19 protein-coding genes are annotated in these 23197 nt (G+C 65.8%); 10 read left to right on the plus strand and 9 right to left on the minus strand.

What is annotated here, in order from left to right; genetic code table 11:
• Position 1: 1 nt before the first annotated feature.
• Genes GA566_RS07445 through pdeM form a run of 4 tightly spaced genes read left to right on the plus strand, consistent with a single transcriptional unit; the run spans position 2 to position 6073 of the window.
• Complete coding sequence (locus GA566_RS07445) at positions 2-1072, plus strand: ligase-associated DNA damage response exonuclease (RefSeq protein WP_160472305.1); 1071 nt, start codon at positions 2-4, stop codon at positions 1070-1072.
• Positions 1069-2736, plus strand: coding sequence for an ATP-dependent DNA ligase (locus GA566_RS07450; protein WP_160472307.1), 1668 nt, complete (start codon positions 1069-1071; stop codon positions 2734-2736). The genes GA566_RS07445 and GA566_RS07450 overlap by 4 nt, the downstream gene beginning before the upstream one ends.
• Positions 2733-5396: a ligase-associated DNA damage response DEXH box helicase gene (locus GA566_RS07455; protein ID WP_202126670.1), complete on the plus strand. Its 2664-nt coding sequence runs from the start codon at positions 2733-2735 to the stop codon at positions 5394-5396. The genes GA566_RS07450 and GA566_RS07455 overlap by 4 nt, the downstream gene beginning before the upstream one ends.
• Positions 5393-6073: a ligase-associated DNA damage response endonuclease PdeM gene (pdeM, locus tag GA566_RS07460; protein ID WP_160472308.1), complete on the plus strand. Its 681-nt coding sequence runs from the start codon at positions 5393-5395 to the stop codon at positions 6071-6073. Before GA566_RS07455 ends, pdeM begins: the two co-directional genes overlap by 4 nt.
• 70 nt (positions 6074-6143) lie before the next feature.
• Here the strand turns inward: pdeM and GA566_RS07465 are convergent, their stop codons facing one another.
• Complete coding sequence (locus tag GA566_RS07465; protein ID WP_160472310.1) at positions 6144-8051, minus strand: PAS domain-containing sensor histidine kinase; 1908 nt, start codon at positions 8049-8051, stop codon at positions 6144-6146.
• 283 nt (positions 8052-8334) lie between these two features.
• Between GA566_RS07465 and GA566_RS07470 the strand changes: the two genes are divergently transcribed.
• On the plus strand, positions 8335-9477 hold the full coding sequence (locus tag GA566_RS07470) for an aromatic ring-hydroxylating dioxygenase subunit alpha (protein WP_160472312.1): 1143 nt from the start codon (positions 8335-8337) through the stop codon (positions 9475-9477).
• Positions 9478-9505: 28 nt separating this feature from the next.
• On the opposite strand, the gene GA566_RS07475 is transcribed toward GA566_RS07470, so the two are convergent.
• Complete coding sequence (locus GA566_RS07475) at positions 9506-10606, minus strand: alkene reductase (RefSeq protein ID WP_160472314.1); 1101 nt, start codon at positions 10604-10606, stop codon at positions 9506-9508.
• Positions 10607-10735: 129 nt separating this feature from the next.
• Between GA566_RS07475 and GA566_RS07480 the strand changes: the two genes are divergently transcribed.
• Positions 10736-12319 (plus strand): phospholipase D family protein, encoded by a 1584-nt coding sequence (locus GA566_RS07480; RefSeq protein WP_160472315.1) that lies wholly within the window; start codon positions 10736-10738, stop codon positions 12317-12319.
• 77 nt (positions 12320-12396) lie between these two features.
• On the opposite strand, the gene GA566_RS07485 is transcribed toward GA566_RS07480, so the two are convergent.
• Genes GA566_RS07485 through GA566_RS07515 form a run of 7 tightly spaced genes read right to left on the minus strand, consistent with a single transcriptional unit; the run spans position 12397 to position 19754 of the window.
• Complete coding sequence (locus GA566_RS07485) at positions 12397-13464, minus strand: 2-aminoethylphosphonate aminotransferase (RefSeq protein ID WP_160472317.1); 1068 nt, start codon at positions 13462-13464, stop codon at positions 12397-12399.
• Between the two features lie 36 nt (positions 13465-13500).
• Positions 13501-14688: a phosphonopyruvate decarboxylase gene (gene aepY, locus GA566_RS07490; RefSeq protein ID WP_160472319.1), complete on the minus strand. Its 1188-nt coding sequence runs from the start codon at positions 14686-14688 to the stop codon at positions 13501-13503.
• The gene (aepX, locus tag GA566_RS07495) at positions 14685-16391 is read right to left on the minus strand and encodes a phosphoenolpyruvate mutase (protein ID WP_160472321.1); all 1707 of its coding nucleotides are present in this window, start codon (positions 16389-16391) and stop codon (positions 14685-14687) included. The genes aepY and aepX overlap by 4 nt, the downstream gene beginning before the upstream one ends.
• On the minus strand, positions 16388-17143 hold the full coding sequence (locus GA566_RS07500) for an NTP transferase domain-containing protein (protein WP_160472322.1): 756 nt from the start codon (positions 17141-17143) through the stop codon (positions 16388-16390). Before GA566_RS07500 ends, aepX begins: the two co-directional genes overlap by 4 nt.
• Positions 17144-17182: 39 nt before the next feature.
• A complete protein-coding gene (locus GA566_RS07505; protein ID WP_137924685.1) occupies positions 17183-18217 on the minus strand; it encodes a flippase-like domain-containing protein in 1035 nt (344 codons plus the stop codon).
• Positions 18218-18223: 6 nt separating this feature from the next.
• Positions 18224-19036, minus strand: coding sequence for a 2OG-Fe(II) oxygenase (locus GA566_RS07510; RefSeq protein ID WP_137924686.1), 813 nt, complete (start codon positions 19034-19036; stop codon positions 18224-18226).
• Between the two features lie 37 nt (positions 19037-19073).
• Positions 19074-19754 carry a CDP-alcohol phosphatidyltransferase family protein gene (locus tag GA566_RS07515; protein ID WP_137924687.1) on the minus strand — a complete coding sequence of 227 codons (681 nt, stop codon included), beginning with the start codon at positions 19752-19754 and terminating at the stop codon, positions 19074-19076.
• A 289-nt stretch (positions 19755-20043) separates the two neighbouring features.
• On the opposite strand from GA566_RS07515, the gene GA566_RS07520 reads away from it, so the two are divergent.
• The 4 genes from GA566_RS07520 to GA566_RS07535 all read left to right on the plus strand — a co-directional run bounded on the left by GA566_RS07520 (position 20044) and on the right by GA566_RS07535 (position 23171).
• Positions 20044-21555, plus strand: a complete 1512-nt coding sequence (locus GA566_RS07520) for a DUF1254 domain-containing protein (RefSeq protein WP_370459278.1) — start codon at positions 20044-20046, stop codon at positions 21553-21555.
• Between the two features lie 112 nt (positions 21556-21667).
• Positions 21668-22267, plus strand: a complete 600-nt coding sequence (locus GA566_RS07525; RefSeq protein ID WP_160472324.1) for a TetR/AcrR family transcriptional regulator — start codon at positions 21668-21670, stop codon at positions 22265-22267.
• Positions 22268-22336: 69 nt separating this feature from the next.
• On the plus strand, positions 22337-22702 hold the full coding sequence (locus GA566_RS07530; RefSeq protein WP_160472326.1) for a helix-turn-helix transcriptional regulator: 366 nt from the start codon (positions 22337-22339) through the stop codon (positions 22700-22702).
• Positions 22686-23171 carry an SRPBCC domain-containing protein gene (locus GA566_RS07535; protein WP_137924691.1) on the plus strand — a complete coding sequence of 162 codons (486 nt, stop codon included), beginning with the start codon at positions 22686-22688 and terminating at the stop codon, positions 23169-23171. Before GA566_RS07530 ends, GA566_RS07535 begins: the two co-directional genes overlap by 17 nt.
• Positions 23172-23197: the final 26 nt, after the last annotated feature.

Here is a 23197-nt window from a genome sequence, read left to right on the forward strand (position 1 = left end):
CATGCCGTCGGATCTGATCGTTGCCAGGCCGGAAGGCCTGTACTGCCCGCCCGGCGACTTCTATATCGATCCCTGGCGGCCTGTGTCGCGCGCCGTCATCACGCACGCCCATTCCGACCATGCCCGCTTTGGGCACGAACACTACCTCTGCGCCGAGCCGGGGCGCGGCGTGCTGCTGGCGCGGCTGCCCGGCATCACGCTGGATACGCTGCCTTACGGCGAGCGCATTACCCATCACGGGGTCACGCTGAGCCTGCATCCGGCGGGTCATGTGCTCGGTTCCGCGCAGGTGCGGCTCGAACACGGCGGGCAGGTCTGGGTGGCTTCGGGCGACTACAAGGTGGAGGACGACGGCACCTGTGCGCCCTTCGAGCCGGTGCGCTGCGACACCTTCATCACCGAAAGCACCTTCGGGCTGCCCATCTACCGCTGGCAGTCCCAGCCCGTGCTGATGGCCGAGGTGTTCCGATGGTGGCAGCTCAACGCCGAAGCGGGCCGCGCCAGCGTGCTGTACTGCTACGCGTTCGGCAAGGCGCAGCGCGTCCTGCACGGATTGTTGCGCCACGCCGGCACCGATCTGGCCATGCCGGGGCCGATCATCGTCCATGGCGCGATGACCGGCCTGAATCGCGCTTACGCTGAAGCCGGGGTGGAACTGGCGCCGACGATGATCGTGTCCGACCTGCCTGCCCGCAGTCCGGCCTTGCAGCGGGCGCTTGTGGTGGCGCCGCCGTCCGCGCAACGGTCCACGTGGCTGCGCCGCTTTGGGGCGGAAGCGGCGGATGCGTTCGCCAGTGGCTGGATGCAACTGCGCGGCACCCGCCGCCGACGCGGCGTGGATCGCGGCTTTGCGCTGTCGGACCACGCCGACTGGCCGGGCCTGCTGCAGGCCATCGGCGCCACCGGCGCGCAGCGCGTGATCGTCACGCATGGCAATGTGCCGGTGATGGTGCGATACCTGTCCGAGCAGGGGCTGGACGCCCAGGCGTTCAAGACCGAGTTTGGCGATGTGGACGACGTGGAAGATCCGAGCGATGCGCAGCCCGGCAGTGCTGTGGAGGCCAGCGCATGAAAGCCTTTGCCGATCTCTACAGTGCGCTCGACGGCACCACATCGAACAAGGCGAAGCTGGCCGCGCTGGGCGAATACTTCCGCCACGCGCCACCGGAGGATGCCGCGTGGGCCGCGTATTTTCTGTCGGGCGGCAAGCCGCGACAGATCGTCCCGGTATCGGCCCTGCGCGAACTGGCGCAGCGCGCCGCTGGGCTGCCGGAATGGCTTTTCGAGGAAAGCTACCAGGCCGTGGGCGATCTGGCCGAGACCATCGCCTTGCTGTTGCCCGAGGGCGCACAAGCGGATGATGCCGGGCTGGCCGAATGGGTGGAGCGGCGCCTGCTACCGTTGCGCGGCCAGTCGCCCGAGGTGCTGACGGCGGCGCTAGACGCGCTCTGGCCGCCGCTCGATGCACGCGAGCGGCTCGTCCTGTTCAAGCTGATCACGGGCAGCTTCCGCGTCGGGGTATCGAAGCTGCTGGTCACGCGTGCGCTGGGCGAGGTGGCTGGCATCGACCCCAAGCGCGTGGCCGAGCGCATGGTCGGCTACACCGATATCTCACAGAAACCGACGCCAGACCGCTTCCTCGCACTCGTCGATCCTGCCGAAGGCGAGGGTAGTGCGGTCACGCGTGGCGGCCAGCCCTACCCGTTTTTCCTTGCCCATCCTCTACAGGCACCCGTCGAAGAATTCGACGCGTTGCTGGGCGCGCCATCCCGCTGGCAGGTGGAATGGAAGTGGGATGGCATCCGCGCGCAACTGGTGCGGCGCGACGGGCAGACCTGGCTCTGGTCGCGCGGCGAGGAACTGATCACCGAGCGCTTTCCCGAGCTGGCCGCCGTGGCGGAATCGCTGCCCGACGGCACCGTGCTCGACGGCGAGATCGTGATCTGGATCGATGGCCGTGTGCAGCCGTTCGCGCTGCTGCAGCAACGAATCGGACGCAAGACGGTGGGCGCCAGGCTGCTGCGCGATGCCCCGGCCATCCTGATGGCCTACGACCTGCTCGAATGGCGGGGCGAGGATTGGCGTACCCGTCCACAGTCGGAGCGCCGTGCGCAACTGGTGCGTGTGGTGGCCGAGCACATCCATCCGGCGCTGGAACTGAGTCCGCAAGTGGAAGCCGATGACTGGGAGCACTTCGCACGGCTGCGCGACGCCTCGCGCGACCTCGGCGTGGAAGGCTTCATGCTCAAGGCCGTGGATGCCGCCTACGGCGCGGGTCGCACCAAGGATGTGGGCCTGTGGTGGAAATGGAAGATCGACCCTTACTCGGTAGATGCCGTGCTGATCTACGCCCAGCGCGGTCACGGCCGGCGCGCCAGCCTCTATACCGATTTCACGTTTGCGGTCTGGAACGCGCCGCCCGGCACACCCGACCGCGCGCTGGTGCCGTTCGCCAAGGCGTATTCGGGATTGACCGACGAGGAGATGCGCGCGGTCGATGCGATCGTGCGTCGCACCACCGTGGAATCGTTCGGCCCGGTGCGCAGCGTCACGCCCACGCAGGTATTCGAACTGGGCTTCGAGGGCATCGGCCGCAGCGGGCGCCACAAGAGTGGGATCGCGGTGCGCTTCCCACGCATGCTGCGCTGGCGGACGGACAAGCCCATCGAGGAAGCCGACACCCTTGCCACGCTGGAGGCCATGCTCCCGCCGGCGAGCGTCAAGGAACCGGCATGAAGGGCGAGAACGCCCCGTTCGTGCAGGCCCCGTCCGTGGCGGAATCGCTGCCGGCGCTGTTCGCCGCGCGGCACTGGCAGCCCTTCGATTTCCAGCGCGCGGTGTGGGACGCCATCGGCAGAGGGCAGAGCGGCCTGCTGCATGCCACCACCGGCACGGGCAAGACCTATGCGGCGTGGCTTGGGGCGCTGCTGGCATTTGCCACGCCGCCTGCGCGTGCCAATGCATCAACGCCGCCATTGACCGTGCTCTGGCTCACGCCGATGCGCGCGCTGGCCGCCGATACCGCGCGCGCCTTGCAGGCGCCGCTGGCCGAACTCGGCCTCGACTGGGCCGTGGCGCTGCGCACGGGCGACACCGGCAGCACCGAGCGCGCAGCCCAGGCGCGGCGCCTGCCCACGGCGCTGGTGACCACGCCGGAGAGCCTGTCGCTGCTACTGACGCGTGCCGATGCCCGGGAGGCGTTGGGCCGCGTGAAGCTGGTAGTCGTCGACGAGTGGCACGAACTGATCGGCAGCAAGCGCGGCGTGCAGGTGCAGCTGGCGCTGGCTCGGCTGCATCGCTGGCAGCCTGACCTGCGTATCTGGGGCCTGTCCGCCACGCTCGGCAATCTCGACCATGCGCGCGATGTGTTGCTGGCCGGGGTGCCGCCTGAGCGTCGCGTGATCGTCCATGGCCATACACCCAAGACGCTGATCGTCGATACGCTGCTGCCCGATGCTGCGAGCCGGTTTCCGTGGGCGGGGCACCTCGGCCTGTCGATGCTGCCGCATGTGCTGCGCGAACTCGAATCGAGCAGCACATCGCTGGTGTTCCTGAACACGCGCTCGCAATCCGAGCTCTGGTATCAGGCCATCCTCGACGCGCGGCCCGACTGGGCCGGCCAGATCGCGCTGCATCATGGTTCGCTGGATCGCGCGGTGCGGGAGTGGGTCGAGGTCAATCTCAAGAACGGTGCGCTGCGCGCGGTGGTCTGCACGTCGAGCCTCGACCTCGGCGTGGATTTCCTGCCCGTGGAGCGCGTGCTGCAGATCGGCTCCCCGAAAGGCGTGGCGCGATTGCTGCAGCGGGCAGGGCGCTCCGGCCACGCGCCGGGCCGCGCATCGCGCGTGACGGTGGTGCCCACGCATAGCCTGGAACTGGTGGAAGCCGTGGCGGCGCGCCATGCCATCCAGGCGGGCAAGATGGAGGCGCGGGAGTCGCCCGACAAGCCGCTCGACGTGTTGGTGCAGCATCTGGTGACCGTGGCACTCGGCGGCGGTTTTCAGGCTGACGATTTGCGCGACGAGGTGCGCAGCACCTGGGCGTACCGCAACATGACCGACGACGAATGGCGCTGGTGCCTGGACTTCGTGCGGCAGGGCGGCCCCACGCTGGCCGCATATCCTGACTATCGGCGCGCGCAGCCCGACGAGACCGGCACGTGGCGCGTGCCCGATTCGCGGCTGGCGCGACGCCATCGCATGAGCGTCGGCACCATCGTCAGCGATGCCACGATGCAGGTGCGGTTCTGGACGCGGGCGGGCGGTGGCGGATCTTCGCTGGGCACGGTGGAAGAGGGCTTCATCGCGCGGCTGACGCCGGGCGACTGCTTCCTGTTTGGCGGTCGTCTGCTCGAACTGGTTCGTGTGCAGGAGATGACCGCCTATGTGCGCCGCGCCACGGGCAAGCGCCCGACCGTGCCGCGCTGGAACGGCAGCAAGATGCCGCTCTCCACCGAACTGGCCGAGGCGGTGGTGGCCACGCTCGATGCGGTGCAGGCTGGCCGGCTCGATCCCGCCACCACACCCGAACTCCCGCTGATCGCCCCGCTCGTGGCATTGCAGGCGCGCTGGTCCGCGCTGCCGTCGCCCGACACACTGCTGGCCGAAACGCTCCATTCGCGCGAAGGGTGGCATCTGTTCCTCTACCCGTTCGCTGGCCGCTCCGTGCACCTGGGGCTTGGCAGTCTGCTGGCCTGGCGGCTCGGGCAGAAGGTGCCGGCCACGTTCTCGGTGGCGGTCAACGACTATGGACTGGAACTGCTGGCATCGGCGCCGCTCGACTGGTCGCGGTGGCTGCCCGAGGTGCTGGCCGATGAACGCCAGCGCGATCTTGCCGCCGATGTGATGGGCAGTCTCAATGCCGGTGAACTGTCGCTGCGCCGCTTCCGCGAGATTGCGCGCGTGTCGGGTCTGATCTTCCAGGGCTATCCGGGGGCACACCACAGCGCGCGGCAGTTGCAGGCATCGTCGAGCCTGTTCTACGAGGTTTTCCGCAAGCATGATCCCGGCAACCTGCTGCTGGGGCAGGCCGAGCACGAGGTGCTGATGCAGGAACTGGACGCACACCGGTTGGCCGACACACTGGCCCGGATGGCCGGCCTTCGACTCGACCTGCGCGCGTTGAAACGGCCATCGCCGCTGTCCTTCCCGCTGATCGTCGAGTTCCTGCGCGAGAAACTGAGCACGGAGAAACTGGCCGATCGCATCGCGCGCATGCTGGCCGATCTGGAGCACGCCGCATCGAGGGAGGAGGCTGGCGCTGATGATGAGGCGGCACTCAATGCCGAACAGGTGGCCGAGGTGGCACGCTTCGGCATGGCCGACCACGCGAAATCGGGCGGCCCGCGCAAGCCGAGGCGCGCCCGCAAACCATCGAAACCGTTGCCGCTGCTATGACACCGAACGAAGCAGGCGCACAGGTGATCGAGGTGGCCGGGGAAGCCATCTGGCTACTGCCCGAACACGCCATCTGGTGGCCACGCGCCGCCATGCTGATGGCCGCCGACATCCATATCGGCAAGGCTGCCGCCTTCCGTGCCTGGGGACAACCGGTGCCGCACGGCACCACCGCCGACAACCTTGCGCGCCTGCTCGACCTTGCTCGCCGCTACCCGGCGCGAGACTTCGTGTTTCTGGGGGATTTCCTCCACGCCCGCGCGGCGCGGACTGCGGCCGTACTGCTGGCCCTGCACGACTGGCGCCGCGCGATGCCATCGCGTGTGCATTGCACGCTGGTGCGGGGGAATCACGACACCCACGCAGGAGACCCGCCTGAGACGCTGGGGTTTACGGTGGTGACCGAGCCGCTGGCAGTGGCGCCTTTTGCCTTGTGCCATGAACCGGGACCTCGGCAGGAAGGCTACGCCTTGGCGGGCCACTTGCATCCGGGGGTTGTGCTGCGAGGTGCGGGTGGCGATCGATTGCGCCTGCCGTGTTTTGTCGTGGGCAATCGGGCCGCGATCCTGCCGGCGTTCGGGGCATTTACCGGGCTGGCGACGGTCAGGCCGGAAGAGGGCGAGCGGGTGTTTGTGGTGGGGGATGGACGGGTTTGGGCGGTGCCTGCTAGCCCATGACCTACCGCTGGTTTTCTCCCATTGCATGGGAGAGGGGAGCAAAACCAGCGGGATTTGTTCGCTATTTACCTCACTCCCCCCCGATCACCTTCAGCAACACATCCAGCTCGATCGGTTTCACCAGGTGCGTATGGAACCCCGCCGCCTTGGTCTGCTCCCGATCCGAGGTCTGGCCGAAGCCGGTGAGCGCCACATACCGTGTATTGGAAAGCGCAGGCATGCCGCGCAGCGCGTGGATCACGGCGAAGCCGTCCATGCCGGGCATGGCAAGGTCGATCAAGGCAACCTCGGGACGGACGCGGGCGGCGGCGTGAATGGCTTCCATGCCGTCGTAGGCGATGGTGACTTCGTGGCCAGACATTTCCAGCAGGATCGACATGCTGTCGGCCGCATCCCGGTTGTCGTCGACGAGCAGGATACGCAGGCGGTGGCCGGGCGTGGTGGCGCCCCCGTCGGGGGGATGAGCGGTGTCGTGTGTCGCGGCCAGCGGTAGCTGCACCGTGAACGCGGCACCCAGCCCCGGCCCCTCACTGGTGGCAGTGATCGAGCCGCCGTGCATTTCCACGAGGGAGCGGCACAGCGACAGACCGATGCCCAGGCCGCCCTGCGCACTGCTGCCGGGGCGATCCTCCTGCACGAACAGGTTGAAAATCGATTCGAGCGAGCTGGAGGAGATGCCACGCCCGTGGTCGATCACCTGAATGACCAGCGTGCGCTGGCGTACCGAGGCGGCCACAGCGATGGCTGCGCCCGGCGCCGAAAATTTCGATGCGTTGAGCAGCAGGTTCTGCATGACCTGGGTGAGCCGCGTCTTGTCGACGAACAGCGGCAAGGCGCCGGCGTCGGTGGTGACCGTGACGGTCTGCGATTTCGCGGCCAGGGCCGGCTCGGCAGCTTCGATGCCGAGGGTCAGGATCTCCGTGGCATCCACGGCTTCGTGACGCAGGTCGATTTTTCCGGCGGCGATGCGGCCGACATCGAGCAGGTCGTCAACCAGCCTCGTCAGGTGCGACATCTGGCGCTCGACCAGCCCCACGCTCTTCTGCATTGCGGCGGAATCGTCCGGGCGCAACTGCATCACCGTCAACGCATTGCGCATGGGCGCCAGCGGGTTGCGCAGTTCGTGCGAGAGCGTGGCCAGGAATTCGTTCATGCGTTGTTCGGATTGCTCCAGTTCCGCCAGCCGCTTGCGCTCGCTCATGTCGCGCGTGACCTTGGCGAAGCCGCGCAAGGCGCGTTTCTCGTCGTAGATGGCCGTGATCGTCACGTTGGCCCAGAACAGCGAACCGTCCTTGCGCACACGCCAGCCTTCGTCCTCGACCCGGCCTACCTCGCGGGCGATGACCAGTTCGCGGCCCGGCTTGTCGGTGGCCAGGTCCTCGGGGGGATAGAACACCGAGAAATGCTTGCCAAGAATCTCGTCGCGGCGATAGCCCTTGATATAGGAGGCGCCCGAGTTCCAGCTGACCACATGGCCGCCCACGTCGAGCATGAAGATGGCGTAGTCCTTGACGCTTTCCACGAGCAGCCGGAACGTCTCCTCGCTCTGGCGCAGTTCATCGGCAGTGCGCTGTTGCTCGGTCATGTCGCGCGTGACCTTGCCAAAGCCGATCAGTTCGCCCTGTTCGTCGTGCAGCGCAGTAATGATGACGTTGGCCCAGAACCGAGACCCATCCTTGCGCAGGCGCCAGCCTTCGTCCTCGAACCGCCCCTGGCGGGCAGCCGCCTCCAGTTCGATGGCCGGCCAGTTGCGGGCGTTGGCCTCGTCGGTATAGAAAACCGAAAAATGCTGACCGAGGATTTCCTCGCGCGTCCAGCCCTTGATCCGCTGCGCGCCGGGATTCCAGCTGGTGATATGCCCGGTGGCATCGAGCGAGAAGATGGCGTAGTCGGTGATCGACTCCACCAGGGTGCGATACGAGGCAGGGTTCTTGCCGGTCTCGGGGCGAGATCCCGGCGCAGGGGCGGCGCGGGTCATGTCGATACGTACACGACGGTATGTAAGTTGCCGGCAAGCATACCCCCGTTTGCGGCAGGCAGAGGATTCGGACTGAATTGTGTTGCAAATCAGTCGTCCGGACAGGGCGCTACATGGCGCTCCACCCGTTCGGAGGTTGACGCGGCACGTACGCCCCGCAGACGCCAGTCGGATAAAAGCTGACAGACCGCGGCATGGCCGTTACGCTAGAGTCGATTGTCTAAGGGTCCGCACCCATGATCCCGATCTCACAATCTTCACCGCCGCTCCCGGAGACGCCCGCATGTACGCAGAGTCCGCGCTAGACCGCCGTTCCACCGATCCCGTCACGGGAGCGGTGGCCGATGCCTCGGCCGGTTCCGCAAATGCGGTGCGGCCCGAGGCGCCGCCGCGAGACCTGCGCCGCGTGCCGATCCATCCCGACTACTGGTATCCGCTGGCGTGGTCGCGCGAAGTCAAGGCCGGCAAGGCCCATGGCGTGACCTTCGCGGGCGATCCGATCGTGATCGTGCGCACCGCCACAGGCAAGCTGTTCGCGCTGGAAGATCGCTGCGCGCACCGGCAGGTGCCGCTGCATGCTGGCGTGGTGGACGGCGAATCCATCCGCTGCTGCTACCACGGCTGGACCTACGATTGCTCGGGCCGCTGCATCGACGTGCCCTATCTCGGCAAAGAGCGCCTGCCCAACGGCGTGCGCGCCTATCCGTGCGAAGAGCGCGCCGGGCTGATCTTCGTGTTTCCGGGCAACCCGGCGCTGGCTGCCGAGCAGCCGCTGCCCGAGTTCGCGTCGGTGACCGATCCGAAGTACAAGACTCGCCGCCTGGGCCGTGCAGTGAAGTGCCACTACTCGTTCATGCACGAGAATCTGATGGACATGAACCATCAGTTCCTGCATCGCAAGCAGATGGGCATGATGCGCGCGCGCTCGTTGGGACGGCGCCGGGGCGAGGGCTATGTGGAGGTCGATTACACGTTCGAACGCGAGCAGGGCAAGCAGCCCGTGGGCGAAGCCCTGGTGTTCGGCAAGGACGGGGGGCAGAACAACAAGGACGTGATGACGGTTCGCACCGGCTATCCGTATCAGACGCTGCAGATTCGTACTTCGTCAGGCACGCTGGTGATGGACCTGTGGATTGCCTATGTGCCGCTTGACGCGGCGCAGCGCACCAATCGCACCTTCGGCACGTTGTCGATCCGGCGTCCCGGCGTGCCGTTTGCGCTCGACCTCGCCTGGCCGCTGCTGGTCTGGTTCACCGAACGTATCTTCAAGGAAGACCGCGAGATCGTGGAAATGGAGCAACGTGCCCACGATAGTCAGGGCGAGGACTGGAATCACGAGGTCTTCCCCGTCATCAAGGAATTGCGCGAGCTGCTGCGTGAATGCGGCGCCCGCACCGTGATTCCGATTCACCCCGTGCAGGGGTGAACGTCCTCGTTTCGCTTCGGCGTTTGGCTCAGCTTGCCTGAGCCAGCGTCGGGTAGTCGGTGTAACCGCGTGCACCCAGGCCACCTGTGTCGTACAGCGTGGTCGGGTCTACCGCATTGAGCGCCGCCTGTTGCTGCAGGCGCTCCACCAGATCCGGATTGGCGATGTAGGCGCGCCCGAATGCCACGGCATCGGCAGCGCCGCTGTCCAGCGCAGCCTGCGCGGCAGCCTGATCGAAACCGTCATTGGCAATCACCACGCCACCAAATGCGCGTTTGAGCGCGGGCAGCAGGGCGCCTTCGCCACGGGTTTCACGCACGAACAGGAACCCAACGCCACGCTGGCCGAGCGCCTGCGCCACGTAGCCGAAGGTCTGTGCGGGCTGCGTATCCGACATCGAATGGCTGGGTGAACGCGGCGCCAGATGAACACCCACGCGGTTAGGACTCCAGACAGCGGTCACCGCATCCGTGACTTCGAGCAGGATGCGTGCACGGTTCTCGACCGGGCCGCCGTAGGCGTCGTCACGGGCGTTGCTGCCATCCTGCAGGAACTGGTCGAGCAGATAGCCATTGGCCGCGTGGATCGTCACGCCGTCGAAACCGGCCGCCTTGGCATTGGCCGCGGCACGCCCGAAATCGGCCACCACGGACTGGATCTCTTCCACGGTCAGTGCGCGCGGCACCTCGTACGGACGCTGCGGGCGCAGCAGGCTGACGTGACCCGTGGCGGCGATGGCGCTCGGCGCCACCGGCTGCCGACCCTGCAACAGTGCCGGGTCCGAAATCCGGCCGACGTGCCAAAGCTGCGCCACGATACGGCCGCCGGCGCGATGTACGGCATCGGTCACCTGTTTCCAGCCCGCCACCTGCTCATCGGTCCAGATACCCGGCACGTTGGCATATCCGACGCCGTCTGGCGACACCGGCACACCCTCCGAAATCAGCAGGCCGGCACTGGCGCGCTGCGCGTAGTACTCGGCCATGACCGCGTTGGGAACGTGTACCGGATCGGCCGCGCGCAGGCGCGTCAGCGGGGCCATGACGATGCGATTGGGCAGGTGGAAGTCGCCAATCGACAGGGGATCGAACAGGGAAACGTGGGCAGGCTGATTAGGCTGAGTGGACATAACGATATTTGCGGAAGCTATAAGACTTGCAAGATGAAAGTATCGATAGCTTAGCAGGGCGGAGTACTATCGCAAGCGTCTGTTTTGCGTAACTCCATTGTTCCGACTGGAACAATTACAGGAGAAGGCATGACCTTCGGGACTCGATCGGCGCCTGGCTGGGCGTCGCGTTTATGGATGGTGCTGGTGGCCGGGGTGGTCTCGGCGTGCACAAGCCTGCCGCCTCGGCCACAGTTGCCGCCTGAAACCGCGTTGCGGGATACGGCCGATACAGCGCTGGCCCGTGGCCTTGCGCCAAGGCTGGCAGAACACCCGGGCGAATCGGTGTTCTATCCACTGCTGGCCGGCACCGACGCTTTTGCCATGCGCATTGCGCTGGCGCGCACGGCCCAGCGCAGCCTCGACATCCAGTACTACATCTTCGACGCCGACAGCACCGGCCTGACCCTGCTCGCGGAAATCATGGCGGCGGCGGATCGTGGCGTGCACGTGCGGGTGCTGCTCGATGACATCCATCTGGCAGGGCAGGACAAACCGCTCTCGGCCGTGGACGCACATCCGAACATCGAGGTACGGGTGTTCAACCCGTTCGCCAGCCGCAATGTGCGACTGTTCGAGTATGTGACGGCGTTCCGGCGTATCGATCGGCGCATGCACAACAAGTCGATGACCGCAGACAACCAACTGACCATCGTCGGCGGCCGCAATGTGGGCGATGCCTACTACGGCGCAGCGGATACCGACTTCACGGACCTCGACCTGCTGGCGGGTGGACCGGTGGTGCCCCGGGTGTCGGCGGTATTCGACGATTACTGGAACAGCGAGGCGGCCTATCCGCTATCCGCACTGGCCAAGCCGCTCTCCGGGGAGGAAGGTGACACGCAGCGGCAGAAGCTGCGCACCTACCTCGACGAACACGCGGTAGCCATGCGCGCCACGCCCTATGGCAAATCGGTGCTCGAAACCGGCATCGTGCAACTGCTGTCGCAGGACAAGCTGATCAGCTATTGGGGGCAGGCCACCGTCATTGCCGACCGCGCCGCCAAAGTCATGGCCCCACCCGACGACAACTCCACGCACGCCATTCCACAGCTTGTGAAGTTCCTCGAAGGCGCCCGGCACGACCTGACGCTGATTTCGCCATACTTCGTGCCGCCCGATTCCGCCATGACGTGGTTGACCGACATGCAGAAGCGCGGCGTGCAGGTCCGCATCCTGACGAACTCCTATGGCGCCACCGATGTGTCAGCCGTCCACGCAGGCTACGCGCACCGCCGCCGCGCACTGCTGGAGGCGGGCGTGATCCTGTATGAACTGAAACCCACAGCCTATGCCGAACTGGCCAAGCAGAAACGGCGCCACGGCCCCGGCGGCAGCAGCCGGGCCAGCCTGCATGCCAAGACGTATATGGTGGATCGTCACCAGTTGTTCATCGGCTCGCTGAACCTGGACCCTCGCTCGGCCCGGCTCAATACCGAGATGGGCATCGTGGTGGATAGCAAGGAACTGTGCGACATGCTGAGCCAGGGCGTGGACGAGTCCCTGCTGGACGCGGCTTACCAGGTGGTGCTGTCCGAAGACGGAAAATCGCTGGAATGGGTGACGCGGGAGGATGGGGTACTGCGGATCTATAAGAGCGAACCGGATATGAACGCCTGGGACAAGTTCAAGCAGGCGGTGTTGCGGTTGTTGCCGGTGGAAGAGGAGCTTTGATGTCAGTCTCCCTCGGTTTTCTCCCCTCTCCCGCAAGCGGGAGAGGGGAGAAAACACTGGGTGAGGAGGCACAGCGCTTATTTCCCCACCAACTCCCTGAACCCCGCCACCAGCCGATGCATATCCGCAGCCGTCAGCGCACCCATCGTCGAAACCCGGAACAGCTGCGACGACAAGCCACCCTGGCCGGCATAAATCACGAAACCGCGCGCTTTCAGCCCATCGTGCAACTGCTCGTAGCTCACGCCTTCGGGCAGCTTGTACGCGCGCAGCACCACCGATGACTGCGTGGCCGGCCACAGCGCGTCGATGCCCAGCGCAGCCAGACCCGAACGGACTTCCTCGGCCAATGCGGCGTAGCGCTGGTGGCGGCCTTGCCAGCCGCCTTCTTCCTGATGCTCGCGCAGCGCTTCCACCAGTGCGTAGTACGCGTGCACGGACGGTGTGAATGGCGTGTTGCGCTGGTCCTGCAGCTTCGCCAGCCGGGCGATGTCGAGGTAATAGGTGCGGCTGGCGGCGTTGGCGAGCGCCGTGCGTCGCGTCACCACGAAGGCCGCGCCGGGTACGCCGTGCAGGCACTTGTTGGCCGTGGCAGCCACCGCGTCGATATTGCCGCCGAAATCGATCGCTTCCGCGCCGAAGCTGCTCACGCCGTCGAGCAACAGACGCTTTCCGTGCTTCTGGCACAGGGCATCGATCGCCGGGATGTCGTTCAGACGGCCCGTGGTCGTTTCGTGGTGGATCACCGCCACATGGGTGATGGCGGGATCGGCTTCCAGCGCGGCGTCAATGCGCGCCATATCCGGCGCTTCCATCCACTCGTGCTTCACCACGGTATGGGCGATGCCGTACTGCGCGGAAATCTGCGCGATGCGCTCGCCGTAGACGCCGTTCTGCACGATCAGCAGCTTGCCCTGTGCCGGCACCAGACCCGCAATCATGCTTTCCAGCGCGGCAGTGCCGGAGCCGGTCATCAGCACGGCCGTCCACTGGGCCGGATCGAGATCATAGACCCCCACCAGCCGCTGGCGCGCTTCGTCCTGCAAGTCGAAGAACTCGCTTTCGCGGTGGCACAGGTCGGTTTGCAGCAGGCTCTGGCGGACGCGCTCAGTCAGCGTCACGGGGCCCGGGTTCAGCAGCAGCATGCGATTCCTCAATCTTTCAGACGGGTTCAGACTTGTTCAGGCGTGTTCGGTCGTACCCAGATCCGCGCCGATCTGGTGCGCCAGGCGGGTGCGCACCTGCACCGGCGTGACCGATGGGCGCGGCAGGCCATCGGGAGAGCCGGGGCGGGTCTTCACGCAGACGAAGTTCGGTCCCGACGTGGCCGTTGCCGCGTTCGCCAGCACCGTATCGAGCATGGCAAGGTTGTCGCCCTCGATGGCCGATGCGTAGCCGCAAGCCGCCGCTACACCCGCAAACGATACATTGTGCGAGACAGTCGCCTGCCCACCCGTCGAATCGTGCGCGTTGTTGTCCAGCAGCACGTGCGTCAGGTTGGCCGGGCCGTAGGCGCCCAGCGTGGCGAACACGCCCATGCGCATCAGCGCGGCGCCATCACCATCCACGGCCACGACTTTCAGGTCCGGACGCGCCATGGCGAGGCCCAGCGCGAACGGCGTCAGGCAGCCCATCGAGCCCACCATGTAAAGCTGGTTGGGCCGGTCGTCGAGCGCATAGAGTTCGCGTCCGCAGAAACCGGTGGAGGCGACCACGACCGTCGATGCCAGCGGCGTATGCGCGATCACGCGCTGCAACGCCTGCTGACGGCTCGGCAGTTCGGCGGCGCCGGTGTTCGACACCTGCGGCGTCGCGCGGGCACGGGCCACGGGCGGTGTCTGGGCGTTAAGCGGGTAGGGCGCGACGCTGCCTTTTTGCATGATCAGCGCGTACGGCCGGCCCGTGGCGTCCATATGGGCGATGGCGCGATCGAGCGCGGGACCCACGGCATCGGCTTCAGTCGGGAACAGCTCCCACGGAATGTCCATGGTGTCGAGCATGGCCGGCGTGATCGGACCCATCAGCGCGTGCTGCGGTTCGTCCGAGGCGCCGCCCGGCTGGCCGCGCCACGTCACGATCAGCAACTGCGGCAGCCGGAACGTCCACGTCAGCGATGTCAGCGGACTCACCGCATTGCCGAGTCCCGAGTTCTGCATCATCGTGATGCCGCGCACACCGTCGCGGGCGCCCTGGGTCACCCCGGCGATAAACGCCACGGCATCGCCCTCGTTGGCGGCGGAGACGTAGTGCAGCGAGTCATCCTGCACCACGTAGTTGATGAACGGCGTCAGGTACGAGCAGGGCACGCCCGCGTACCACGAAAAACCGCGCTCTCGCGCGGCTTCCACAAACTGGACTGCCTCGATCATCGGGCCGCCTCGCCGGCGTTGTTGCCCAGTGCGTACGGCGTCTGCGTGTGCGCGAAGTCACCGGCGCGACGGAAGTCGTCCAGGTCATTCACACCGCGCCAGTGGCCGTGCACGTACTTGACCTCGACTTCCTCGCCCGCAGCCACCAGCGCGTTGAGCAGGTCAGGCAGGTCGAGCTTGTCGAAATCGGCGCGCTGTCGCAGTTCGCCCAGCAGCTTCTGCAGACGCACGCGGCCTTCGCCACGCACGTTCAGCAGGCCGATCCAGCGGCCGTTGGGCGCATCGCCAGCCGGCACCTCGTCGGCAATCTTCTTCAGTGTGACCTTCTGGCCGAACAGGTCGCGGTCGTCGCCAGCCGAGCACCATGCAAAGTCGCGAACGCTCTGGTTCGACGGCGATTCCGACGAATCCACCACTACGCTGAACAGCGCCTCGGTATCCATCAGATCGCGCAGGATGTAGCTGCGGAACAGCAGGTCGCCGTAGGCGATCACGGTGTCGGTCTTGAGCGAATCCGCTGCGCAGGCCAGCGAAGCCAGTTCGCCGGTCTCGGTGTAGCGGTCGTTGCGCACCAGCGTGATGCCGGCGGCGTCGATGGCCTCGGCCTTGTAGCCGCCCACCACGGTGATGTCGTTGATACCCTGGTTCTTGAAGCCATCCACCAGCCAGCGCAGCAGCGGCTTGCCGGCTACCGGCAGCATGACCTTGGGCTTGTCCTCGGTCAGCGCTTCCAGACCCTTGCCGCGGCCTGCCGCCAGCACCACGGCCGCGCCGGGCGCCTGGCCGCCAGTCAGGTAGATCTTCTCGGCCGCCGAATACTCGTCGGCATCCTGCAGGCGGAAGATTTCGTTGACGGTGGCGATGCGGTCTTCCACGTTGACCAGCGTCTCGTTCTCGTAGATGTCCTTGGCCACGGCCTGCATGCTCGACGCCGCCACGCGAATCAAATGGTTGGCCCAGATGATCAGGCTGATACCCGCCTTGCGGAAGACATCGGTCGGCGTGCTGTAGTACTTGGTCGGCACGATCACCAGCGGGCTGCGGTCAGCCCATTCGCGGGCGAAGGTGACGATCTCGTCGGCCTTCGACAGCTTGCTGTGGATCAGGATGGCGTCTGCGCCGGCCTCGTGGTACGCCTCGGCGCGGCGCAGGGCTTCTTCCATGCCCCAGCCGGCGATCAGCGCTTCCACACGGGCCACGATCGAGAAATCGTCATCGGCCTGGGAATCCTTGCCGGCCTTGATCTTGCCGCAGAACTCGTCCACATCGGCCAGCGGCTGTTGCTCGCCGCCGATGAAGCTGTTGGTCTTCGGGAAAATCTTGTCCTCGATGCAGACACCGGCAATGCCGCGCTGCTCCAGCTTGCGCACCAGGCGGCGCATGTTGTTGAAATTGCCGTAGCCGGTGTCGCCATCGAGCAGGATGGGCAGGTCGCTGGCGTCGGCCATGAACTCGAGGTTGTCAACAACCTGGGTCCAGCTGGCTTCGTTGTTGTCTCGCACGCCGAACTGGGCCGAGATGGCCAGGCCGGATGCCCAGATGCCCTTGAAGCCGGCCTCGCGCACGATGCGCGCGGACAGGCCGTTGTGGGCTTCCATGATGAATTCCAGTTCGTTCGACGTCAGCATCTGACGCAGACGCGCCGCGCGCGACAGCGGCGTGGCATTGGACGAGGCAAGCAGGTTCGGGTCGATGGCGTTCATTGTGCGATTCCTACAGGCAGAAGTTGGGGCAGGACTTCTTCAGCGGCGCGTGCGACGTCGCCCGGGAAATCGATTTCGATCCACGGGGCGCCGGTCACGTCGGCCGTATCAAATACATGGGATTGCTCGAGCAGCAGATCGCGCACGGCTTCTTCGTGCGGCATGTTGGCGCGGCCCGAATCGACATAACCCTTGACGATTTCGGCCAGGCGGCGCGCGCAGTCTTCCTTGAAACGGAAGAATCCGACCGATTCGCCGATGGTGTCGTACTGCAGGTCGGCCATCAGCTGCTTGCGCAGTTCCACGGGCACGCCGTCGCGCAGGCAGAGCTTTACGGGCTCATCGCCGGCTTCGAAGTCACGGTCGATCAACAGGCGGTTGACGGTCTCGCCCGCCACCAGCTTGCTCATGATGCGCTCGTCGTAGAGCACATCCGCATCCATCAGCAGCACATCGCCGCCACGCGTCATGGCATCGGCCACGGTGTGCACGGTCAGTACGCTGCCCAGGTCGTAGCGCGGGTTGATCACGATTTCCAGATCGCGGCCCAGGCTGGCCAGTTCGTCCTGCACCTGTTGTGGCTCGAAGCCGAGGGCCAGTACCACTTCCTTGACGCCGGCGGCATCGAGCAGACGCAGGTGACGCTCCAGCAACGTCATGCCATCGAAGCGCAACAGGCACTTCGGAAATTGCTTGCCTTGCTGTTGTTGCAGCCGCAGGCCGAGGCCGGCAGCGAGAATGATTGCGCGCATCGTATTTTTCTCAATGTTTAAGGGACGGGCCCAATCGTGTCAGTCTGACCCTTGCAGTGCCGTGGTGGCGGCACGGCGGCGCTGGTACTTCCGTTCACTGAAATGCAGGTACACCAACCCGGGGATGCCGAGTATCAATTCGCGCACGCGCTTGGCCAGCGACAGGGCCAGCGCGGCGTCCGGGGGCAGGCCCACGAGCGGGGCCAGCAGCAGGTAGCCGCCTTCCTGTGCGCCGAGCGAGCCCGGAATGGCAAAGGCGGCACCGCGAATGGCCTGACCCACGCTTTCCAGCAGCAATGCCTCGGCCCAGCTCACCGGATGGCCGAGGAAATGCATGATCAGCCAGACCTCGCCGGTACCGGCGATCCAGCCGAGCAGGTTAAGCCCGAAACTCGCGGCCACCTTTTTGCGATCGCGATAGAGTTCCCGAATCGCACTGTCCACGGCGTCGGCTCGCAGCGCCAGACCGGCCCAGCGACCCGCGCCTGCGTGGCCGTCTTCGGCGGCCTTGCGTTTGCCGAACAGCTTTTGGCCGATGCGCATCACGCGGCCAAACATGCCACGCCGTTGCAGCACGCAGAAGGCCAGCACGCAGGCCGCCAGAACCACGGTGACCGCGATGATTGGCGTCTGGTAGCCGGACAGGTCGCCCTGGGCGCCAAAGACAACGATCCCCAGCAGCGCGAACAGCATTTGCGAGAGCGCCTGCGTGGTGGTGCTGACGGTGATGGCGGCGGCAGCATCGCGCATCCGGGCGCCGCGATGCGACAGGTAGCGCACCATCAGCACCGGACCGCCAATCTGGCCGGCCGGCAGCAGACTGTTGACCGCTTCGCCGGTCCAACGGGCCTTGAGCGCGCTGCAGAACGAGCCGTGGCGCGTCTTGCGGTCCAGCAGCACAGCGATAGCGCCGGCATCCAGCACCAGCGGCACTAGATGGAACGCGGCCACCACGGCCAGCCCCCAGCCGGCGGACATCAGCGTGGTGGTCACCGCGCCAAAGCCCTGCCAGGCCAGCAGGCCGACAAACAGCGCCGCGCCTATCGACAGCAGGAGGAAAGCAGCACGACTCACGACCGGTTACTTCCCACCCAGCAGGCGTCGGAACACCTGGCGGAAGCCGAAGTAGGCCACCGCGTCTTTCATGTTGGAGATAAAGCGCAGCCACGGGCGCATGCCCGGATCGGTCACATATTCGAACGTCAGCGAGACACGGATCTCGTTCGGGCCGGCCGGGGTGATGCGGTGGCGCAGCTTGTCGCCGTCGAACAGCACGATGCCGCCCGGCGGGATCTGCACCGAGCCCGGCTCGTCGGCAATATCGGGATTGCGCGTGTGCAACTCGTAGTCGAGCCGGCAGGAGGATTCGTCCAGCACGCCGATCAGCAGCGTGTAGCGGCGGCCATCGTAATAGGACGTGTCGTAGTGCCAGCCGATATGGTCGCCAGGGCGCGTGTAGTAATAGAGCGCGTAGGCGTGGGGGTCTGCATCGGGGCAGACCTGCAACTTGTCGCCGCTGATCTGTTCGAGCCAATGGATCAGCGCTTTCGAACGGTACAACTCGGCGATGAACGGCGCCTGCTCGTCGATGGTATGGCGGCTGACGCTGCCGCCCTGCTTGTGGCCGGGCAGGTAGTTACGGTTCAGGCCCGGCTGCATTGCACGGGCCAGCGCCACCAGCTGGGCGGTCTCTTCAGGCGCCAGGAACTTGTCCAGGTAGAGGAAGGCGCCCTGGCGCTCGAAGTCGGCGCGCAGCGCCGGGGTGTCAAGCTGGCTGGTCACACGTGCCACGGCGGCATCGGGCCGGCCGGGGAGTGTGGCCTGGGTAGCCGGCGTTTTCGCATGGCTGGCCGTGGCGGCAAGGGTCAGGTCGCTGGTGGCGTGCTCGCTCATGGGATCTCGGGGAATCTCGGTATTTCAGGGGGCTGCGTCAGTGGTCCGTCGTCGTGGAAACGGGCCGGCGCATGATGCGCCAGTAGTCGATGATGACCAGCAAGGCAAACAGCGGGGCGCCAATCGACGCGGCAGTCAGGAACGGGCCGATACCGTTGGTCAGCGTGACCAGCGGCAGCAGGTACAGCACGTCTTCCGTCTCGAAACCGGCCGCCGATGCCTGCTTCGTGCCGCTCTTGCCAACCCGCGATTCTATACGCATGCGCAGGAAGAAGATCAGCGCCACGGCCAGGCCGGCCACGGTGCCGCGCAGGACTGGACCGAAACTCGGACCCAGCGCGCCAGCTGCCTCGGCAGTGGTATTGGCAACGGCCAGCCCGAAGCTGACGAACAGCAGCACCGTCACCAGCGCATCGGCGGCCAGGTCGTAGAAGTGGCCGAGCTTGCTGCCCTTGCCGCTGATCCGCGCCAGTTCGCCATCGGTATGGTCGACAAAATTGGATAGCACCACGAGCAGCGCCCCCCAGTTCGTCCACGCGTAGCCGCCCTGTGCGATACAGGCGACGCCAGCCACGCCAATCAGCAGGCGCAGGGTGGTGAGGTGGTTCGGGGTGACACGGGTGTTCTTGAGAGGCCGCACCAGATGGCGGGCAAGGCGGGCATCCCAGGTGGCCGGCAACGGCGGTTCATCCGGGAATTTGGGGGATTTCTGGTTCATCCTTCAACAATCAGGGTGGGGCGGCTCGGGGCACCCCGGAGCGCCAGGCGATGCAAAACACTACGCCTGCGACGCGGGAATGACAAGGTCGTGAGAATACGCCCTTTCCCGCACCGCTGCACGCGGGGCGGCCATTCCGGAGGCGAAAGCGCCACACGCCGGATCAAGGAAACAGCAACCCGCCACGCGAACAATTCATCCGCTGATCGGAGGCGACTCCCGCGAACGGATTTACACCGCGCCACAAAAGAATTGAATTCCGATCGAGATGGGAGCGGGGGAGCATGACGTGTCTTCCTCTACCCATGACTCCCAGATGGCCTCCCTGAATTCCCGAACCATCCTCGCTACCACGGCGCTCCTGTTGACCTTGTCTGTCCCGGCGTGGTCTGCCCCGTCCGCCGCTGGCGACGCGTCGTCCAAACTCCCGCCCGGCCCGGTAGCCGGCACGCAGTTGCCGCAGAGCTACGTACGTAACCTGGCCAAGATGGCGTACATCTGGGGCTGGCCGATGGTCAACATCCACAACCGGCACATGGTGTTTTCCAAGGTGCCGGAGAACGGGCTGGGCGATGGCGTGCTGCCCGTGGCGCCGCTGAACCGGCTCACCATGCTGACCGACTACATCCAGCCGGAAGAGCGCGCCGTGGCCACGCCGAACCAGGACGTGGTCTACGGTTTCGGCATCCTCTCCCTGGCAAAGGAGCCGGTGGTGTTCCAGGTGCCTGACTTCGGCAACAGATTCTGGGTCTACCAACTGGGCGACCAGCGTACCGATACCCTGGGCGGCGCAGGCCGGATGTACGGCACCAAACCCGGCTTCTATATGGTGGTGGGGCCGAACTGGAAGGGCGCGACGCCCAAGGGCATCAAGGGCGTGTACCGATCGCCGACCAACATCGCGTACATCATCCCGCGCGCCTTTCTCGACGATACCGCCGCGGATCGCAAGGCCGTGCAGCCCGTGGTCAGCCAGATCGTGGCCTATCCGCTCAGCGAGTACGACGGCAAGATGAAGACCAAGGACTGGTCGAAGATTCCGAAACTGTCCGATCCGGCAGGCGGCAAGCAGGGCAGCGGTGCCGAGACCCAGTGGGTCAAGCCCGAGGCGTTCTTCAAGGAACTGCCTGCCATCATGAAGGAGGTGCCGCCGCAGCGCGGCGAGGAAGCGCTGTACGCATGGTTCCAGTCGCTGCTCGACGCCGCTGCCAGGGACCCGGCCGTGGCCGACACCCTGGCGCAGGCTGCTGTCGAGGCCGACAAGGAAATGATGACCGAGATGCACCAGTACTCCCGCGCGGGCGTGCCGGTGGGCAACGGCTGGGTGGCGCCGATGAACGGGGCGGAGTTCGGCACGGATTACTACAGCCGCGCGGCGGCGGCCAAGGCCAACATCTTCGTCAATCCGCGCAGGGAGTCAGCCTATTTCGGACAGGAGTACGACGCTGGCAAAGCGCGGCTGAACGGCGCAAACGCCTATACGATCACCTTCCCGAAAGGCGGCTTGCCACCCGTGAATGGGTTTTGGTCGCTGACGCTCTACGATGCTGCCCACTTCTTTGCACCGAACGAGATCAAGCGCTACTCGCTCGGCACCAAGAACAAGGACCTCGTCTACAACCAGGATGGCTCGCTGACGCTGTACGTCCAGAACAAGCGGCCGGCGGCGGACAAGGTGGCGAACTGGCTGCCGGCGCCAGCGGGCGACTTCGAACTGTTCATCCGGGCCTACTGGCCCAAGGCTGAGATCCTGCAGAACACGTGGTCGCCGCCGCCGGTGCAGAAGGTCGGCGCAAACTGAGTCTGCGAGCCGGTGGACATGAGGGGGCAGGCCGTCCAGGACGACGCTCTGCCCCTTTCTCATTCGTTGAACCCTCAACCCGGCGCCATGACGTTCTCGTTACAATCGCGCCATGGCCACTCAAGCAGAACGTAGCGCATCCACCCGGCAGACATTGATCGATGCCGCCACCACATTGCTGATCGAGCAAGGCTATGCCGCGTTCGGTGAGGCGCGTGTCTGCGAGATCGCCGGGATCAGCCGGGGCTCGTTGCGACACCAGTTTCCGAACGGCCGCTATGACCTGTTGCCTGCGATGGTGGCATCGCTGATCGACACCGAAGCCGGCAAGCTCGACGCGCTGGGGCCGATGCCGGCCCGTGTGCGGATGCACCTGATGCTCCATACGCTGGTCCATCGTCGCCATCGACATACCTCGCTGGCCATCCTGGAAGTCTGGATGGCCGCACGGGGCGACGAGCGACTGGCCGACTCCGTGGGTCCGTTGCTCGCCGCCGTGCCCGAGCGACTCTTTGGGCAGGACCCGAAAGGCGTGCCGGAGCCGGAACTGCTCGCCCTGCGGCTCGTCCTCCACGGTGCCACGCTCCACAGCTTTGCCGCGGACTACGATCCCAACAGACTCGCCGACGCCGTGCAGTGGCTGATCGACCAGCTTGAAACGCCGCCCGAACTGCCGGCCGTGATGGCCCGCATCGCCGCGATGCAGCGGTAACCTCTCCTCCCCACCCCGCTTAACACTAAAGTTCTTGCTTAACCATCGGGCATTTCTATACTAAAGAACATGCTTAACCATTCCGATTCCACCCATCCTCTTGACGCCACATTCAAGGCGTTGGCCGACAGCTCGCGCCGCACGATGCTGATGCAGTTGACGCGCGGCCCGCAGTCCGTAGCGGAACTGGCGCGGCCGCTGGCGATGTCGCTGCCCGCAGTGATGCAGCACCTGGGCGTGCTGGAGCAGGCCGGGTTGGTGACAACCGAGAAGGTAGGGCGCGTGCGCACCTGCCGCATCGCGCCGGAGGCATTTGGCGAAGCCCAGCAATGGCTAAGCGCCCGCCGCGCAGAATGGGAAGCCCGCTTCGATCGCCTCGGCGATTACCTCGAAACGATGAAAAAGGAGACAGCCCCCGATGGCCACCGCAAATGAATCGACTCCCCGGCAGTCGCTCGACGTATCCCGTACGTTCAACGCGCCGCCCGAACTCGTGTTCAAGGCATGGAGCGCTGCCGAGCACCTGAGCCACTGGTTCTCCCCGCACGGCTTCACCATCCCCGAATGCGAAGTGGAGTTCCGCCCAGGCGGCAAGTTCGAGCTGCGCATGAAGTCCGACGATGGCACCTATGACCAATGGCTGCGTGGCCACTATGTCGAAATCGTGCCGCACTCCCGGCTCGTGCTCGACGTCGCCGTCATCACGCTCGAAGGCAAACCACTGTTCAGCGCACTGACGACGGTAGGCATCCAGCCCGTTGCGGGCGGGACCGAGATGACGGTGAACCAGCGTTACACCGCGCTCGATCCGTCGATGGGCGATTTCACGCGCGGCGCGGAAGAAGGCTGGGCGCAAACGCTGGATCGGCTGGGGAAGGAGTTGGAGAGGATGGGGGCAGCCTGAATTTCCCAAGCAAAAAAACCGCGTCC

The sequence above is a fragment of the Cupriavidus sp. SW-Y-13 genome (assembly GCF_009793345.1).
In the GTDB taxonomy this organism is placed as follows: Bacteria; Pseudomonadota; Gammaproteobacteria; order Burkholderiales; family Burkholderiaceae; genus Cupriavidus.

Bases quoted from the DNA above. Each gene is read 5' to 3' on its own strand.
- GA566_RS07450 (WP_160472307.1), top strand. From the start codon at position 1,069: ATGAAAGCCTTTGCCGATCTCTACAGTGCGCTCGACGGCACCACATCG.
- GA566_RS07465 (WP_160472310.1), bottom strand. From the start codon at position 8,051: ATGACCCGCGCCGCCCCTGCGCCGGGATCTCGCCCCGAGACCGGCAAG.
- GA566_RS07535 (WP_137924691.1), top strand. From the start codon at position 22,686: ATGGCCACCGCAAATGAATCGACTCCCCGGCAGTCGCTCGACGTATCC.
- GA566_RS07500 (WP_160472322.1), bottom strand. From the start codon at position 17,143: ATGCGCGCAATCATTCTCGCTGCCGGCCTCGGCCTGCGGCTGCAACAA.
- GA566_RS07475 (WP_160472314.1), bottom strand. From the start codon at position 10,606: ATGTCCACTCAGCCTAATCAGCCTGCCCACGTTTCCCTGTTCGATCCC.
- GA566_RS07470 (WP_160472312.1), top strand. From the start codon at position 8,335: ATGTACGCAGAGTCCGCGCTAGACCGCCGTTCCACCGATCCCGTCACG.
- pdeM (WP_160472308.1), top strand. From the start codon at position 5,393: ATGACACCGAACGAAGCAGGCGCACAGGTGATCGAGGTGGCCGGGGAA.
- GA566_RS07515 (WP_137924687.1), bottom strand. From the start codon at position 19,754: ATGAACCAGAAATCCCCCAAATTCCCGGATGAACCGCCGTTGCCGGCC.
- GA566_RS07445 (WP_160472305.1), top strand. From the start codon at position 2: ATGCCGTCGGATCTGATCGTTGCCAGGCCGGAAGGCCTGTACTGCCCG.
- GA566_RS07525 (WP_160472324.1), top strand. From the start codon at position 21,668: ATGGCCACTCAAGCAGAACGTAGCGCATCCACCCGGCAGACATTGATC.
- GA566_RS07455 (WP_202126670.1), top strand. From the start codon at position 2,733: ATGAAGGGCGAGAACGCCCCGTTCGTGCAGGCCCCGTCCGTGGCGGAA.
- aepY (WP_160472319.1), bottom strand. From the start codon at position 14,688: ATGATCGAGGCAGTCCAGTTTGTGGAAGCCGCGCGAGAGCGCGGTTTT.
- GA566_RS07485 (WP_160472317.1), bottom strand. From the start codon at position 13,464: ATGCTGCTGCTGAACCCGGGCCCCGTGACGCTGACTGAGCGCGTCCGC.
- GA566_RS07480 (WP_160472315.1), top strand. From the start codon at position 10,736: ATGACCTTCGGGACTCGATCGGCGCCTGGCTGGGCGTCGCGTTTATGG.
- GA566_RS07530 (WP_160472326.1), top strand. From the start codon at position 22,337: ATGCTTAACCATTCCGATTCCACCCATCCTCTTGACGCCACATTCAAG.
- GA566_RS07510 (WP_137924686.1), bottom strand. From the start codon at position 19,036: ATGAGCGAGCACGCCACCAGCGACCTGACCCTTGCCGCCACGGCCAGC.
- aepX (WP_160472321.1), bottom strand. From the start codon at position 16,391: ATGAACGCCATCGACCCGAACCTGCTTGCCTCGTCCAATGCCACGCCG.